Below are 17,037 nucleotides of genomic sequence, written 5' to 3'. Positions count from 1 at the left end.
TCTCGATATGAAACGGTACACTCTCTCCCGGCGCCTGGCGCTGCTGGCCGGCCTGGTACTGGCCGGCAGCGGCTGCCAAAAATTCGTCGACCTCACGCCCGCCGACAACATCGTGGTCGCTAACTTCTACAAAAGCGAAGCGGACTTCAAGCTGGCCCTGACGGGTACCTACAGCAACCTGCGCGGTATCTACAACGACTACTACCAGTACGCGGACTTGCCCGCCGACGACACCCGCACCTTTGGCGAGAGCGAAGTCAACCGGGGGCCGTTCGACAAGCAGACCTGGCTGCCTTCCACGCCGCCCCTGTCGACTGCCTGGAACGATGCCTACCGCACTATTTCCTTCGCCAACGTCATCATTGCCCGGATTGACCCGATTCCGTTTGCCCTCCCCGCCACCAAAACCCAGTACACCGGCGAGGCCAAATTCCTGCGGGCCCTGATGTACTTTAACCTCGTACGTTATTTCGGCGACGTGCCGCTGGTGCTCACTGAAATCACGAGCGAATCCGATGCGTACACCTACAGCCGCAGCCCGGTGGCCACCGTGTACGCGCAGATTGAGAAGGACTTGCTGGACGCCGAGGCGGCGCTGCCCGCCACCTATTCGGCCGCCGACATCGGCCGGGCCACCAAGGGCGCGGCCCAGGCCCTGCTGGGCAAAGTGTACCTGCAGGAGAAGAAATGGCCCGACGCCGAAGCCAAGCTGGCCCAGCTCGTGCTGAACCCCAATCCCTACCAGATTTTGCCCAACCCGGCCAACGTGTTCGGCCTGGGCAAGGACAACAACGCCGAAATTATTTTTGCCGCGCAGTACGCGGCCAGCGGGTTCCAGGAAGGCAACCGGTTCGTGCACGAAATGGCCCCGGCGAACTCGGGCACCACCATCACGGGCGTCGCTGGCAACAGCACGTGCATCGGTACGCTGGCTTTGTACAACGCGTTTGAAGCCGGCGACGCGCGGAAAACGGCCTACATCAGCGTGTTTGTCGGCGCGGTGACTAATGACCCGTATTACTGGGCCAGAAAGCTCATTTATCCGGTGACGCAAATCAACGAAGGCGACAACGACTGGCCCATCCTGCGCTACGCCGACGTGCTGCTCATGTACGCCGAGGCCCTCAACAACAATGGCAAAACGGCGCTGGCCATCCCGCAAATCAACCGCATCCGCACCCGCGCGGGCCTGGCCGCCAAGCCCCTCACCCTCTCGGGCCCCGATACGCAGCTGGCCATCGAGCAGGAACGCCGCGTAGAGCTGTGCTTCGAAGGACAGCGCTGGTACGACCTCATTCGCTGGGGTAAGGACGTGAGCACCATGCTCGCCTTTAAGGCCGCTTACACCACCCTGGACCCAGCCAACAGCAACCTCAACCCCCGCCCCGAGAACCGGCTGTTTCCGCTGCCCAGCCGCGAGCTGGCCCTGAACCCCAACCTGACGCAAAACCCCGGCTACTAAACCTGCGACAGGGCCCGCGCCGCACTGGCTCCGTGGTGAGATAGCCAGTTGCCTCGAAGCTGCAACCTCGCAGGCTTCGTGCGCGGGCCTTGCCAACGGTTTTTTTTAAGGCTGACGCCGCTTTTTCCCTTGCATGATAATTCCGATGCTGCTCCCTTGTTGGCTTGCGGTCCAGCTTAGTGCCCCGGCGGCCCCGGTGCTCACCGTGCAGGTGCGCAACCCGCTGGCCGAAAGCCGTCCGGCCACCACCGTGGCGCTGGACCTGCGCCACTTGCACCTCACGGCCACCCCCGAGCGCCTGCGGGTGCGCGACGCGGTTAGCGGGAAACTGCTGGTGTCCCAGTTGGTCGATAACGACGGGGACCATGTCTGGGACGAGCTGCTGTGCCAGGTGACGCTGGGGCCCCAGGAGCGGCGGCGGCTGGCCATCGAGCTAGCCCCGGCCGGGCAAGTGGCGCAACCTGCGCCCGCAGTGGCCTATTCCCGCTTCGTGCCCGAGCGCATCGACGACTACGCCTGGGAAAACGACCGGGTGGCCTTCCGCACCTACGGGCCGAAAGCCCAGCAGCTCACCGAAGCCGGCTCGAAGGACGGTACCCTCACCAGCGGGATGGACTGCTGGCTCAAGCGCGTGCCGTATTCCATCATCGACAAATGGTACGCGGGCTACGCGAAGGACCCGACATTCTACCACCACGACCGCGGCGAAGGCTACGACCCCTACCACGTGGGCGACAGCCGCGGCTGCGGCGGCCTGGGCGTGTGGAATGACCGGGACTCGACCCTGGCCGTGTCCAAAAACTTCATCCGCTACCAAACCCTGGCCACGGGACCCCTCCGCACCGTGTTTGAGCTGACCTACGCGCCCTGGTCGGCCGCCGGCCAGCAGCTGACGCAACGCACCCGCATCACCCTCGACGCGGGCCAGCAGCTGAGCCGCTACGACGTGTTTGTGGCCGTTGACCACGGGGCCCTACCCCCCTTAACCGTCGGCATCACGCTGCACGAGCAGAAAGGCACCGTGGCCGGTCGGCCAGCCGCTGGCTGGTTCCGCCACTGGGAGCCCATCGACGATTCGGAGCTGGGCACCGGCCTGGTGATGGCCCCCGGCCAGGTGCAAAACTGGTGGACCTACCGCACCACCCGCAAGGAGCAAAGCCACCTGTTCGTGCGCCTCAAACCCGCCGCGCACCTCACCTACTACGCCGGCTACGGCTGGACTAAAGCCGGCCGCTTCCACAACGTGGGCGACTGGGAAAGCTACTTGGCCGCCGAAGCGCGCCGCCTGGCCGCGCCGCTGGAAGTGACGGTGCTACGACCCGCCCCGGCGGGCAAGCACAGCTAAAAAGCGGCTTCTATTTGCTGAAAACGACTCGCATGAAATCCAATCCCCTTAACTTTTTTATCGGCATCGTACTCGTGCTGAGCGGGCTGGCCTTCGCGGCCTTCCGCCCGCCCGCTGAGACACCAAAATACCTCGACGCCTCCCTGAGTACCGAGGCGCGGGTGGCCGATTTGGTGGGCCGGCTCACGCTCAATCAGAAAATTAAGCTATTGATGTACACCGGCACCGCCATCGACAGCGCCGGACTGAAAGTGCCGGCTTATAACTGGTGGAACGAGTGCCTGCACGGCGTGGCGCGGGCCGGCAGGGCCACCGTCTTCCCGCAAAGCATTGCCTTGGCCGCCACCTGGGACCCGGCCCTGGCCGGGCGCGTAGCCACGGCCATTTCCGACGAAGGCCGGGCCAAGTACGAGGAGTTTGCGCGCCACGGCCAGCGCGGCATTTACCAGGGCCTCACCTTCTGGACGCCCAACATCAACATCTTCCGCGACCCGCGCTGGGGCCGGGGCATGGAAACCTACGGCGAAGACCCTTATCTGACGGGTCGGATGGCCGGCTCGTTTGTCCAAGGCATTCAGGGCGACAACCCCAAGTACTACAAGGCCATTGCCACCGTGAAGCACTTCGCCGTGCACAGCGGCCCCGAGGCCACGCGCGGCCACTTCGACGCCCGCGTGAGCGACCGGGACCTGTACCAGACCTACACGCCGGCCTTCAAAACCTGCATCCAGGACGCCAAGGCCTACTCGGTGATGTGCGCCTACAACCGCTTCCGGGGCGAGCCCTGCTGCGGCAGCAACTTCCTGCTCACCCACCTGCTGCGCCAGCAGTGGGGCTTCAACGGCTTCATCGTGACGGACTGCGGCGCGGTGACGCTTTTCTACGAAAAAGGGGCGCACGAGGTAGTGCAAACCCCCGAGCAGGCCGCCGCCCTGGCCATCCGGGCGGGCTCCGATTTGGAGTGCGGCGAAGCGTTTAACGCGCTCGACAAAGCCCTGGCGCAGAAGCTGGTGAGCGAAGCCGAGCTGGACGTGGCGCTGAAGCGCCTGTTCACGGCCCGCTTCAAGCTGGGCTTTTTTGATGACCCCGCCGGCAACCCCTACACCAAAATCCCCTACGCCACGGTGGAATCGACCGCCCACATCCAACTGGCGCTGGAAACGGCCCGGAAGTCCATCGTGCTGCTTAAGAACCAGAACCACACGCTGCCGCTGGCCAAAACCATCAAAACCCTGGCCGTCATCGGCCCCAACGCCGACGACGAGGAAGTGCCGCTGGCCAACTACCACGGCTTCCCTTCCCACGTCGTCACGCCGCTGGCGGGCCTGCGCAACCGCCTGCCGGGCACCAAAATCCTGTATGCCAAGGGCAGCCGCCACGTCGCCGAAATACCGTCGCTGGACGTAGTGCCCACGGACTATCTTTTCACCACGGCCGCCGCCACGGAGCACGGGCTCCGCGCCGAGTACTACCTCAACGCCAAATTCGCCGGCCCGCCCGCCCTGCGGCGCGTGGACAAAACGGTGGACTTCTACTGGATAAACAACCTGCCGGCGGCGAATTTCGACCGCGAAAACTTCAGCGCCAAATGGACCGGCTACCTCAAGCCGCCCACCTCGGGTCGCTACAGTCTGGGCCTGCACGGCTACGAGCAGTGCGAGTTGCGATTCAACGACAGCCTGGTGGCCCGCATCAACAACGAGCACGAGCCCGACCTCAAGTACAAGCCCTTTGTGCTGGAAGCCGGCAAAACATACAAGCTGGAGCTGCGCTTCGCCAACACCAAGCCCGCGCCGCTGGTGCAGCTGAAATGGGAAATGCCCAACCAGAATTTGCAAGCCAAGGCCCTGGAAATTTGCAAAAAAGCCGATGCCGTGGTGCTGTGCATGGGCCTTTCCTCGCACCTGGAAGGGGAGGAGATGAAGAATTTCGTGGTGGACGGCTTCAACAAGGGCGACCGCACCAAGCTCAAGCTGCCCGACACGCAATTGGCGCTGATAAAGGCCGTGCAGGCCCTGGGCAAGCCCGTGGTGCTGGTGTTGCTGAATGGCAGTGCCGTGGCCGTGAACTGGGAAGACGCCCACCTGCCGGCCATCGTGGAGGCCTGGTACGGCGGGCAGCAGGCCGGCAACGCCCTGGCCGACGTGCTCACCGGGGCCGTGAACCCCTCCGGCCGCCTGCCCATCACCTTCTACACCTCCGAGACCCAGCTGCCATCTTTTGATAGCTACGACATGGCCGGCCGCACCTACCGCTACTTCACCGGCCAGCCACTCTACCAGTTCGGCTACGGGCTGAGCTACACCACGTTTGCCTATTCCGGCCTGCAACTGCCCGCCACCGCCGCCCTGGGCCAGCCCATCACGGTTACGGCCACCGTGCGCAACACCGGCCCCCGCCCGGGCGACGAAATCGTGCAGCTCTACCTGGCCAACACCAGCAGCAAGAACCAGCCCGAAATCCGCACCCTGAAGGGCTTCCAGCGCGTGTCGCTGAAGCCCGGCGAGGCTAAAACGGTATCGTTCCGGCTTGCTCCATCCGACTTTTCCACTATCGACGACACCGGCCAGCGGGTGCTCAACCCCGATGCCTTCACCGTGGCCGTGGGCGGCCGGCAACCCGGCAAAGCGGCCGGCCCCACGTCGGTCCTCAGCAAACCCCTGCGCTTGACGGGCGCGCCGAAAACCTTGAAACTGTAGCCCGTTGAGGGCCCTAAAATATGACTATCAACGCAGCATGAGCAAGTCAACCACGTATGCCGGGGCCTTGCTCCTGGGCACGGCGCTGCTGCTGGCAGGCCCGGCCAGCCACGCCCAGGGCCTGAAACGGCTGACCAGCCGGGCACCGGCCGGCCAGAAAGCCGCGCCCCAACCGACCCTGGTTTTTCAGTCCGGCTTTGAAGGCACCTCCCGCGTGGGCCCCGACCCAAAGGAGCTTCCTAACCCGGCCCACCCCGGCTACGCCCCGGAAGTCATCACCGGGGTGGATAATACGCTCGGTCGGAAAAACGACTGGGTGGCCGACCTCGACCGCAGCCCCGACGGCGGCACGTTCATGATTCAGTACACCGGCGGCGACTCCACCAAACGCTGGGCCCGCATCATCCCGGAGCCCGGCAACCCCGGCAACCATGTGCTGGCCTTTCAGCTCAACGACTTCTGGGAAGCCGACGCACACCAAGTGAAAGCCCGCGTGCAAACTGCTCTCTACGGCATCAAAAGCGGCTACCGGGAGTTTTACCAATCGGTGCGGGTTTTCCTGCCGGAGGATTTTCGCGCCCTACGCAAGTACCCCGACAAGATAAAGTGGCTGACCATCTCCGAGTTCTGGAATAACACGTGGTGGGAGCCGACGGCAAAATACGGCTTCCGCATCACGCTGGGCATCGGCAAGCCGGTGAAGGAGGAAGGGGATTTGTGCTTTATTCTAAACGCGGAAAACACCGGGCAAATCGAGGTGTGGAACGCCAACCAGCACCCCGTGAAAGTGCCCATCGGCCAGTGGTTTACGATGGACTACTATTTCAAAGAGGGCGATGCCCAAACCGGCCGGTTCTACATGGCCATCACCCCGGAAGGCGGGGCCCGGCAGGTGGTATTCGACGTGAAAAACTACACGCACAGCACCACCGACCCCCGACCCGACGGCCTCACCGACTACAACCCAATGAAGCTCTACACCTCGAAGGACGTCGTGGCTTTTATGCGGGCGCAGGGCAAGCCGCTGCAAATCTACTGGGACGATTTCAAGCTCTGGAAAAACAAGCAGCCCGACTAAAGGCCGCTTTAATCCAAGCCAGGGCAAGTATTTTCTACCAATTGATTACGCCAATTCACGCCATACCCGCCTCATGAACCCACCCGTTCTATTCCGCAGCCTGCTGCTGCTGCTGCTCCTGACGGGGCTGGCGGCCGGCGGGCAGCCGGCGGCCGTGGCTTCAACCGGCCCCATTGCGGCCACCACCCCGGTGCCGGCCCACCCGCGCCTGCTGCTGCTGGCCGGTCAGGAGCAATCCATCCAGCAGACCATTGCCGCAGACCAAACCTGGCGGGCGGTCCACCAAAGCATTCTCGCGGAATGTGACAGGATGGTGGGCTTGCCGGTGCTCCAACGTATCAAGGTAGGCCGGCGGCTGCTCGACGTGTCGCGGGAGTGCCTGCGCCGCGAGTTTTTTCTGGCCTACGCCTGGCGGATGACGCGGCAGGAAAAGTACCGCCGGCGGGCCGAGCAGGAGCTGCTGGCCGTGGCCGCCTTTAGCGACTGGAACCCCGCGCACTTCCTCGACGTGGCCGAAATGACCACGGGCGTGGCCCTGGGCTACGACTGGCTTTACAACGACCTATCAGAAGCCACCCGCGCCACCGTCCGCGAAGCCCTGCTGAAAAAAGGCCTGGAGCCCTCGCTGCTGCCCGAAAACAACGGCTGGCTGACGAAAACCAACAACTGGAACCAGGTGTGCAACGCCGGCATGGCCTTCGGCGCGCTGGCGCTCTACGACGAGCAGCCGGTGCTGGCCCGCGCCGTGCTCAACCGCGCCATCGAAACCGTGGTGATTCCCATGCGCGCCTACGGCCCCGACGGTGCCTATCCCGAAGGCTACGGCTACTGGGGCTACGGCACCAGCTTCAACGTGCTGCTCATCAGCGCGCTGGAGAAGGCCTTTGGCCAGGATTTCGGCCTGAGCCAGCAGCCCGGCTTTCTGAAAACACCGGGCTACCTGCTCAACATGACGGGCCCGTCGGGCAACGCCTTCATGTATTCCGATTCCTGGCCCGCTGGGGGGCCGCAGCCGGCCATGTACTGGTTTGCCGCCAAGCTCAAAAACCCTTCATTGCTGTGGGTAGAACGCACCCGGTTGGAAGCCGCCGACGCTAGCCAGCACGTCCAGAACCGCCTGTTGCCGGCCCTTATGCTGTGGAGCCACGGCATTGCCCTGCGCGATATTCCGGCCCCAGCCGCCACGCAGTGGGTGGGCGGCGGCCCCAACCCGGTAGCGCTGCTGCGCACCTCCTGGACCGACCCCAATGCCTTGTACCTGGGCCTTAAAGCCGGCTCGCCCGCCGTCAGCCACGGGCACATGGACGTGGGCTCGTTCGTTTTCGAAGCCGACGGCGTGCGTTGGAGCATGGATTTTGGAGCCCAGGACTACGAGTCGCTGGAGTCGAAGGGCATCGACCCGTTCGGCAAGCAGCGCTGGGACGTGTTCCGGCTTACCAACTTCGCCCACAGCACCCTCACCGTCAACAACGGCCTGCAAGCCGCGAAAGGGGCCGCCGTGCTCACCGGCCACTCGGCCGCGCCCGATTTCCAGAGCGCCACCACCGACCTGAGCCCACTGTACCCGGCCCTGGCCGCCGCCCACCGCGGGGTGGCCCTGGTAGATGGGCGCGCGGCCGTGGTGCGCGACGAGCTGACCGGTGGCTCGGCCGCCGCTACCGTGCGCTGGGCCATGCTCACGCCCGCCACCGTGAAAATCCTGAATCCTACCACCGCCGAGCTGACCAACCACGGCAAAAAGCTGCGGCTGCAAGTGGCCGAGCCGGCCACCATCACCCTCAAAACCTGGCCCACGGTGGGGCCGCACGACTACGACGCCCCCAACCCCGGCACCACCCTGGTGGGCTTTGAGGTGACGGTGCCAGCCAACGCGAAAGTGCCCCTTTCGGTGCTGCTGGTGCCGGGCAGTGCGGGCGGCGGGGCCCCGCGCAAGGTGTTGCCACTGGCGCAGTGGCCGCAGCAAACGTCCGCTTCGGCCGGGCAGTAACGCGGTTCGCACCACCGCTTTTCTCATCTCCTCCCTTTCTCAATTCCGCAAGTTATGAGTCCTAATATTCTGGTCATCGGCAGTACCAACACGGACATGGTGATTAAAACCGACCGGTTCCCGCAGCCGGGCGAAACGGTGCTGGGCGGCCGGTTTTTGACGAATCCCGGCGGCAAGGGGGCCAATCAGGCCGTGGCGGCGGCCCGCCTGGGCGGGCAGGTCGCGTTCGTCACCAAGCTGGGCGACGACCTGTTTGGCCAGCAGGCCCGGCAGCACTTCCAGCAGGAAGGCATTGGGGCCGACTATCTGCTGGCCGACCCGGACCACCCCTCGGGCGTGGCCCTGATTACGGTGGACGCCGCGGGCGAAAACAGCATCGTGGTGGCCCCCGGTGCCAACGGCACTCTCAGCCCCGAAGACCTGGCGCGGGCCGCGCCTGCCTTCGCCCGCTGCGCCGTGGTGCTGATGCAGCTGGAAGTGCCACTGGCCACCGTGACGGCCGCCGCCGCCCTGGCCACGGCCCACGGCAAGCGGGTAATCCTGAACCCCGCCCCCGCCATGCCGCTACCCGATGCGCTGCTGCGGCAGCTGTTCCTACTCACGCCCAACCGCGCGGAGGCCGAAACCCTGACCGGCATTCCGATTACGGACGAAGCGTCGATGCGGGCGGCGGCCCGGTTCCTGCGGGAAAAGGGCGTGGCCAACGTGGTCATCACCCTCGGCGGGGAGGGCGCTTACCTCTGCACCGAAACGGGGGCCCGGCTCCTGCCCACGGCCCGCGTGCGGGCCGTGGATACCACCGCCGCCGGCGACGTGTTCAACGGGGCCCTGGCGGTGGCGGTGGCCGAGGGAATACCGCTGGAATCGGCGGTCGAATTCGCCAATCAGGCGGCGGCCATTTCCGTCACGCGCATGGGCGCGCAGGCCTCCGTGCCCTACCGACGGGAGCTGTTGGGTGTCAGTGCGTAACGCGAAAAAATGCCCCTGATTCGCGTCGAATCAAACCGGGATTTATTTATCAACAAGGCGCTGGCGGCTAGTCAGTTCATCATGGGATATATCGTTAAAAAATTGCCGTTGCTGGCCGCCATACTCTTCCTGCTTATCGGCGGAAATACGTGGGCGCAAACGCCGCCGGGCCCCGGCAAGGGCGTGCTCGTGTTTCCGTTTTCGGAGTTCGTGAGCCGGTCGGACTGGGGAGTGCCCATCACCTGGAAGTACCGGCCGTTTGCCGGCGTGAAGGAAAACGAAACGGTCATCGCGCCCCCCGCTTTCAACGAGGACTGGAACGGCTGGTACAAGGGCATGAAAGCGTACCAGACCTACCTGCGGGGCCATTTGAACGACACGGCGGCACTGTACCTGGATATGAAAGTGGTGAAGAGCCAGAGCGTGCGCCTATATTTTAAGCGCGTGCTGAACGATATGCGCCTGCGGCCCGGCGACCGCATCGTGTTCAACGGCCAGGCCAAAAACGACCGGGGCAACACCCGCTTCAGCATCAAGCTCATCTACATTAAGATAGGTCAGCAAAACAGCCACGCCGTGGTGAAAACCGCCAACGTGGACAGCGTGCGCATCACCACGGCGTGGACGAGCCTGCACCGGGAGTTCCGCGTGCCCGCCTTCGACACGCTGAAGCTGATGGTGCAGCCCACCGTGCTCTTTGAGAGCAACAGCGCCGCCGCAACGCAAATCCAGCTCCGGGCCCTCACCTTTTCCGTGCCCGCCACCAAGCTGAATCAGGCGAAATACGACGCCCTGCGTCCCTCTTTCTACCCAAAATCGCCGGCTGTGGACCGCCAGCTCTACGACCGGAAGGAGATGCAGTGGACGAAGAAAAACTACATTTCGGGCTACGCTTATTTGTGGGACCAGGACTTTTGGGACGCCGACAAAAAGACCTTCACCGTGCAGAAATACTGCGACAAGATGAAGCGCGAGTTCGGCGGATTTCAGTCGGTGCTGTTCTGGTACAGCTACCCCAACATCGGCATCGACCAGCGCAACAGCAGGGACTTCCTGCGGGCGCTGCCGGGCGGGGGCATCGCCGCGCTCAAGGCCATTGTGAAGGAATTTCACGCTAATGGGGTGAAGGTATATTTTCCCTATACCTCGTGGGAAATTGACACCCGCCGCACCAGCACGCTCACCGACGAGCAGGACCTGGCCCGCCTCATCGCGGAAACTGACGTGGACGGGGCGTTTCTGGATGTGTATTTCGACGCGGGCGAATTCCAGCCGGAACTGGATAAGGTGAAGCGGGGCTTCAGCCTGGGCACCGAGCACCACCCGAGCCTGCAAAACATTCAGGGCTACAACGCCCTCACGTCGTCCTACGGCCAGACCCTCCAGCCATACAAAAATAACGGGGTATCGCGGGTGAAATGGCTGATTCCCGAGCACATGCAGTGGACCATCAACCGCAACGCCCGCGACCGGCAGAACAATATGGCCTACAGCTGGATAAACGCGCAGGGCCTCATCGTGTGGGAAAACGTGTTCGGCTACGTGAACCCCTGGAACGCGCGCGACCGCCAGGATTTACGGAAAATAAACGCCATCTACCAGCAGTTTTCCGGGCTGTATAACTCGGATTCCTGGAAGCCATACTTGCCCAGCGGCCACGCCAAGGTGCACATTTCTTCCTGGGAGAATAAGGACAGTAAAATCTGGAACATCATCACCGATTCGGCGGGGGCCGTGCGGACGGTGGCGCTGCCGGTGGGCGACAAATCCTGGCACTACTACGACTTGTGGAGCGGCCAAAAGCTGGCCGTGACCGGCCAAAAGGTCACGGTGCCGATTGCGCGGTTTGGCTGCGTGGTCGGTTTTAAAAACCAGCCATCGGCCGCCGTGGCGGCGCTGCTGCGCCAGCAGCGGCAGGAAACCGCCACGCCGTTGCCGGTTACGGACCCGCACGTCGCGTTCGTGTCGACCAAACCGTTCAAAGCGCCGCCGGCCATTGGGCCCGGCCACGGCCCCGCGCCCGGCAACCTGCTGGCCGTGAAAGCGGGCGAGTACAACCTGGTGACGAAGGGCGTGAAGCGGGAAAGCGAGAGCTTCCCGGACGCCGACGGCAAGAACAACAACGACTACCGGACGGAGAAAAACAGCTTCGGCAAGGAGCTGATTGTGCATCGCACGAAAGTGGCCGTACCCGCTTTCAACATCATGCCACGGGCCGTGACCAACGGCGAATACGCCGCCTTCGTGCAAGCCAGTGGCTACGCCCCCGCCGACACCGTGGATTACCTGCGTCACTGGCCGGGCCGCACCTGCCCAGACTCGCTGAAGAACAAGCCGGTGGTGTACGTGAGCCTCGACGATGCCCGCGCCTACGCCGCCTGGGCCGGCCTTCGGCTGCCCACCGAGTGGGAATGGCAAATCGCGGGCGAAGCCCACGGTCGCGATTTCGTGTACAACGAAGTGTGGGAGTGGACCGAGAGCGAGCGGTTTGACGGCCACAACCACTTCGTGTCATTGCGCAGCGGCTGCGCGGGCTGGCAGCTGCAAACCTCGCGCTGGTACTTCCCCGGCCAGGCCACCAACAATGCGCCCGGTGGGCCCCAGCCGCTGGATTTTCATTGCAAGTACTTCATCATGAAAGCGGGCTACGACCGGGCCGGTACGCTAGGCTTTCGCTGCCTGAAGTAACGGGCAGCGGCTGACGCTGCTTCCATCATCGTGCGCCTGCTGCTCACAAAATCCCTTTTCACCTTCCCCATCCGCCCTGTGTTTATTATCAATACCTACGCCACGGCGGTCAGTTTTTGCCTGGTCACGATGCTGTGCTGGGGCTCCTGGGCCAACACCCAGAAACTGGCCGCCCAGCAGTGGCGCTTCGAGCTGTTTTACTGGGACTACGTGCTGGGCATTGTCCTTACGGCCCTGGTGTTTGGCCTCACGCTGGGTAGCACTGGGGAGGCCGGCCGCAGCTTCCTGACCGACCTGCGGCAGGCCGATGGCGCCTCCATCGGCTCGGCCGTACTGGGCGGCGTCATTTTCAACGCGGCTAATATCCTGCTGGTGGCCGCCATTGCCATTGCGGGCATGTCAGTTGCGTTTCCGGTGGGCATCGGCATCGCGCTGGTGTGCGGGGTGGTGGTCAACTACCTGGGCAATCCGCTCGGTGATTCCACGCGGTTGTTTCTGGGCGTGGGGCTGGTGGTGGTGGCCATCTTGCTGAACGCCTTTGCCTACCGCCGGGCGGCGGCCAAGGCCCAGCAGGTGTCGGGCAGGGGGCTGCTACTAGCGGTGGTGGCGGGCCTGCTGATGGGCTTCTTCTACAAGTACGTAGCGGCGTCCATGTTCCCAAATTTCAACGTGCCGCTGGCTGGCAAGCTGAGTCCCTATTCGGCCGTATCCTGCTTCGCCGGGGGCGTGCTGCTCAGCAACTTTCTGTTCAACACCCTGCTGATGCGGCGGCCGTTCAGCGGCACGCCCGTGAGCTACGCCGACTACTTCCGGGGCAGCGGGCGCAGCCACCTGATGGGCGTGTTGGGCGGAGCCATCTGGTGCGTGGGCATGTCGTTCAGCATTCTGGCCTCGGGCAAGGCCGGGCCGGCCATTTCCTACGGGCTGGGGCAGGGCGCGACGGTGGTGGCTGCCGTCTGGGGCATTTTCATCTGGAAGGAATTCCGCAACGCCCCGTCCGGTACACCACTGATTCTGAACGGGATGCTGCTGTGCTACCTCGGCGGACTGGCCCTCATCATTGCCGCCCACTAAGCGGACGACACCCCGGCAAGCGGGCCTTTAGCGGGTTGCCAGCCCCCCTCACTTCACTACCTCACGTCGCAACTGATGCGAACAAACTCCTTCCCCCGCGTTGCCCTGGCCTGCGGCTTGGCGTGTGCGCCGGCCCTGGCGCCGGCCCAAAGTCCGGCCAAACCGCGCCCGAAAACGACTTCCGCCCCCAAGACGCTCGTGCTGACCAAAGCGGCGCTGCAAAACAAAATTAAGGGCGGCTGGGCCGGCCAAACCATTGGCGTGACCTACGGCGCGCCGGTGGAGTTCAAGTACAACGGCACGATGATTCAAGATTATCAAGCGATTCCGTGGTACGACGGCTACCTCAAGAAAACGATGGTGGAAAATCCCGGCGTTTACGACGACCTGTACATGGACCTTACGTTCGTGGAAGTTATTGAAAAGGAAGGCCTCGATGCCCCGGCGGCGTCCTTCGCCAATGCCTTTGCCCACGCGGGCTACGCCCTGTGGCACGCCAACCAGGCCGGACGCTACAACATTCTGCACGGTATGGCGCCGCCGCAATCGGGCCACTGGCTCAACAACCCGCACGCCGACTGCATCGACTACCAGATTGAGGCCGACTTCGCGGGGCTGATGTCGCCGGGGATGCCCAACGCGGCCTCGGCCATCAGCGACAAAGTGGGCCACATCATGAACTACGGCGACGGCTGGTACGGCGGCGTGTACCTGGGGGCCCTGTACTCGCTGGCCTTCACCTCCTCCGACATCCCGTACCTCGTGCGGGAAGCCCTGAAAACCATCCCGAAGCAGAGCAACTACCACCAGTGCATAAGCGACGTGATTCGCTGGCACGAGCAGTACCCCCACGACTGGAAACAGACCTGGTTCGAGGTGCAGAAGAAGTGGAGCGCCGACATCGGCTGCCCGGATGCCGTCTTCCAGCCGCTAGACATCGACGCCACCGTCAATTCGGCCTACGTGGTCATTGGCCTGCTCTACGGCGAGGGCGACTTCACGAAAACGATGGCAATATCGACCCGCTGCGGGCAGGATGCCGACTGCAACCCGTCGTCGGCGGGCGGCATTCTGGGCACCATCCTGGGCTACGACCACATTCCCGCCTACTGGAAGCAGGGCCTGGCTGAGGCCGAGCCGCTGGACTTCAAATACACCAGCACCTCGCTCAACGACGTGTACGACATCGGCCTGCGGCACGCCCTGCAAGTGGTGCAGCGCAACGGCGGCAGCGTGCGCGGCGAGCAGGTTACTATTCGCGTGCAGGAACCCACGCCGGTGAAGTTCGAAAAAAGCTTTGCGGGCCATTATCCCGTGGGCCGGCTCGTCGTCAACAAGCCGCTGAAAGATGAGTACAGCTTTGATTTTGACGGCATTGGCTTCGTGGTAAAGGGCGAGGCCGCGCACACGGGCGCGCAGCCGGGCCACGTCTTCAAAGGCGAAGTGTACGTGGACAATCAACTGCTGGAAGCGGTGGAGTGGCCCACCGATTTCACCACCCGCCGCTACGAGCTGGCCTGGAAATACCAGCTGCCCAAAGGCAAGCACACCGTGCGCCTGAAACTGCTGAACCCCACCCCCGCCTCCGAGTGCCGGGTGAAGGAAGTCCTCCTGTATTCGGACCAGCCCACGTCGGCCCTAGCGGCCACCCATTAATTATTACCGGCCAATTTTCCCCGTCCTACTTATGTTCAGTTGTCATCTTGCGGCTTACTATAAACCACTGCTATTGAGCGGGCTGCTGGCGCTGCTGGGCCACCCCGGCCAGGCGCAGGTAAAGTCGCCCGCCCCGTCGAACATCCTGACGCAGCCCGGCGCGTTTTCGGTGGGCTGCAACTACTGGGCCTCCTACGCCGGCACGCATATGTGGCGCGACTGGCGGCCGGCGGTGATTGAGCAGGATTTCAAGCAGCTTTCCGAAAATGGCATTACCGTGCTGCGGGTGTTTCCGCTGTGGCCTGATTTCCAGCCCATCCACCAGATTTACGCCGGCGAAGGGGCCCCGAAGTACGTCGGGTTTGCCGATGGGCAGCCGCTGCCGGCCACCGGCGTGGGCAGCAACGGCGTGAGCGAAGAGCAGCTTCAACACTTTGAAACGCTGGCCGCGCTGGCACAGAAGTACAAGCTCCAGCTGGTAGTGGGCCTGGTGACGGGCTGGATGAGCGGGCAGCTCTACGTGCCGCCGGCGCTGGAAGGCCGCGACATCCTCACCGACCCGGAGTCGCTGACCTGGCAGCAGAAGCTTGTGACCACGCTCGTGCACCGGCTCAAAAACCAGCCCGCCATTCTGGCCTGGGACTTCGGCAACGAGTGCAACGTGATGCAGAAGGTGGACAACCACTACCAGGCCTATGTGTGGTCGGCCATGATTTCCGGGGCCATCCGCGCCGAAGACCCGAGCCGGCCGGTGGTGTCGGGGATGCACAGCCTGAGCGCGGCCGACGATGCGCCCTGGCGCATCATCGACCAGGCCGCTACCACCGACGTGCTGACCGCGCACCCCTACTCGCTCTGGACCAAGTACGCGGGCCAGGACGGCATCAACACGATGCGGACCATCCTGCACGCGGCGGCCGAAACCCGGCTCTACGGCGACATCGGCGGCAAGCCGGCCCTGACGGAGGAAACCGGCGTGATGGGCCCCATGACCGGCGGCGAAAAAGAAAAAATCGCCTTCGCCCGCACGGCGCTGTTCTCGAACTGGGCCCACGACTGCAAGGGCACGTTCTGGTGGTGCGCCTACGACCAGCTCAGCTTTAATTACCCGCCCTACAACTACGCCTCGGTGGAGGCCGAGCTGGGCCTGATTCGGGAAGACCGCACCCCCAAGCCGGTGCTGGGCGAGCTAAAAACCTTCAGCCACTTCGTGCAAAACCTGCCCTTCGGCACGCTGCCGCCGCGCAAAACCGAGGCCGTGTGCATCCTCACCGAAAACCAGGACACCTGGGCCGTGGCCTACACCAGCTTCGTGCTGGCCAAGCAGGCCGGGGTTGATTTTCAGTTTCAGAAGGCCGGGCAGGAGCTGAAGGACGCGCCGCTCTACCTGCTGCCCTCGCTGAAAAGCATCGACCCGTTCCGCAAAGACTACTGGTTTAAGCTCCTGGACAAGGTGAAGGCCGGGGCCACGCTGTATATGTCGCTCGACGATGCTTACCTGCCCACCTTCAACGGGCCGCTGGGCGTGGAAGTGGCCACCAACAGCAAGCGCCGGGGCCCGCTGACCTTCGCGGCCAAGCTGCTCGGCGACAGCGTCCGGTTCAGCACCAGTGCCGAGCGCAAGCTGCAAATTGACCCCAAGCAGGCTACCGTGCTGGCAAAAGAAGCGGACGGCAACCCGGTATTGCTGAAATCCGCCTACGGCAAGGGCAGCATCTACCTGCTCACCTTCCCGCTGGAAATGAACCTGACCACCCAAACCGGCGCGTTCGACCAAGGGCAGCCGGCCTACGCAGCCATCTACAAGGAAATAGCCCGGCCGCTGCTCAAAGAGCGCATCCTGACGCAGGAAAATCCTTTCATCGGCGTGACCGAGCACGCGACCAGCAAAACGGAAAAGGTGGTCGTGCTCATCAATTACAGCCCCGCGGATATTTCGACGGCCACAACCACGCAACCCGGCTGGAAGCTGGCGGGTAGCCTCTACGGGGCCCGGCCGGCGGGCAGCGCTTTCACCGTGAAAGCGAATGACGCGCTGGTCCTCACGTTTCGCAAAAACTAGGTTTTCCTCATGCTACT

At 63.7% G+C, this 17,037-nt stretch carries 10 protein-coding genes; all 10 read left to right on the top strand.

Translation table 11 applies throughout. The features are described 5' to 3' along the window. Positions 1 to 7 precede the first annotated feature (7 nt). The 10 genes from AXW84_RS20310 (at position 8) to AXW84_RS20265 (ending at position 17,020) form a co-directional block, all read left to right on the top strand. Positions 8 to 1,462, top strand: a complete 1,455-nt coding sequence (locus tag AXW84_RS20310) for a RagB/SusD family nutrient uptake outer membrane protein (RefSeq protein ID WP_068237638.1) — start codon at positions 8 to 10, stop codon at positions 1,460 to 1,462. A gap of 145 nt (positions 1,463 to 1,607) precedes the next feature. After that, on the top strand, positions 1,608 to 2,807 hold the full coding sequence (locus AXW84_RS20305; RefSeq protein ID WP_071892366.1) for a DUF4861 family protein: 1,200 nt from the start codon (positions 1,608 to 1,610) through the stop codon (positions 2,805 to 2,807). A gap of 32 nt (positions 2,808 to 2,839) precedes the next feature. Beyond that, complete coding sequence (locus AXW84_RS20300; RefSeq protein ID WP_068237633.1) at positions 2,840 to 5,506, top strand: glycoside hydrolase family 3 C-terminal domain-containing protein; 2,667 nt, start codon at positions 2,840 to 2,842, stop codon at positions 5,504 to 5,506. A 37-nt stretch (positions 5,507 to 5,543) separates the two neighbouring features. Beyond that, entirely contained in the window at positions 5,544 to 6,584 is a 1,041-nt protein-coding gene (locus AXW84_RS20295; protein ID WP_068237630.1) for a hypothetical protein, read from the top strand. A 73-nt stretch (positions 6,585 to 6,657) separates the two neighbouring features. Next, positions 6,658 to 8,571: a heparinase II/III domain-containing protein gene (locus tag AXW84_RS20290; protein WP_068237627.1), complete on the top strand. Its 1,914-nt coding sequence runs from the start codon at positions 6,658 to 6,660 to the stop codon at positions 8,569 to 8,571. A 54-nt stretch (positions 8,572 to 8,625) separates the two neighbouring features. Continuing rightward, on the top strand, positions 8,626 to 9,540 hold the full coding sequence (rbsK, locus tag AXW84_RS20285; RefSeq protein ID WP_068237625.1) for a ribokinase: 915 nt from the start codon (positions 8,626 to 8,628) through the stop codon (positions 9,538 to 9,540). An 81-nt stretch (positions 9,541 to 9,621) separates the two neighbouring features. Then, positions 9,622 to 12,228, top strand: coding sequence for an SUMF1/EgtB/PvdO family nonheme iron enzyme (locus tag AXW84_RS20280; RefSeq protein ID WP_157887152.1), 2,607 nt, complete (start codon positions 9,622 to 9,624; stop codon positions 12,226 to 12,228). 78 nt (positions 12,229 to 12,306) lie between these two features. After that, the gene (locus AXW84_RS20275; RefSeq protein ID WP_068239839.1) at positions 12,307 to 13,302 is read left to right on the top strand and encodes a GRP family sugar transporter; all 996 of its coding nucleotides are present in this window, start codon (positions 12,307 to 12,309) and stop codon (positions 13,300 to 13,302) included. A 198-nt stretch (positions 13,303 to 13,500) separates the two neighbouring features. Beyond that, positions 13,501 to 14,958 (top strand): ADP-ribosylglycohydrolase family protein, encoded by a 1,458-nt coding sequence (locus tag AXW84_RS20270; protein ID WP_335339476.1) that lies wholly within the window; start codon positions 13,501 to 13,503, stop codon positions 14,956 to 14,958. Positions 14,959 to 15,031: 73 nt separating this feature from the next. Further along, complete coding sequence (locus AXW84_RS20265; RefSeq protein ID WP_068237620.1) at positions 15,032 to 17,020, top strand: glycoside hydrolase family 2 TIM barrel-domain containing protein; 1,989 nt, start codon at positions 15,032 to 15,034, stop codon at positions 17,018 to 17,020. Positions 17,021 to 17,037 lie beyond the last annotated feature (17 nt).

Origin of the sequence: Hymenobacter sp. PAMC 26628 (assembly GCF_001562275.1) — a bacterium.
GTDB lineage: Bacteria > Bacteroidota > Bacteroidia > Cytophagales > Hymenobacteraceae > Hymenobacter.
This window is presented reverse-complemented; position numbering and strand designations above follow the sequence as displayed.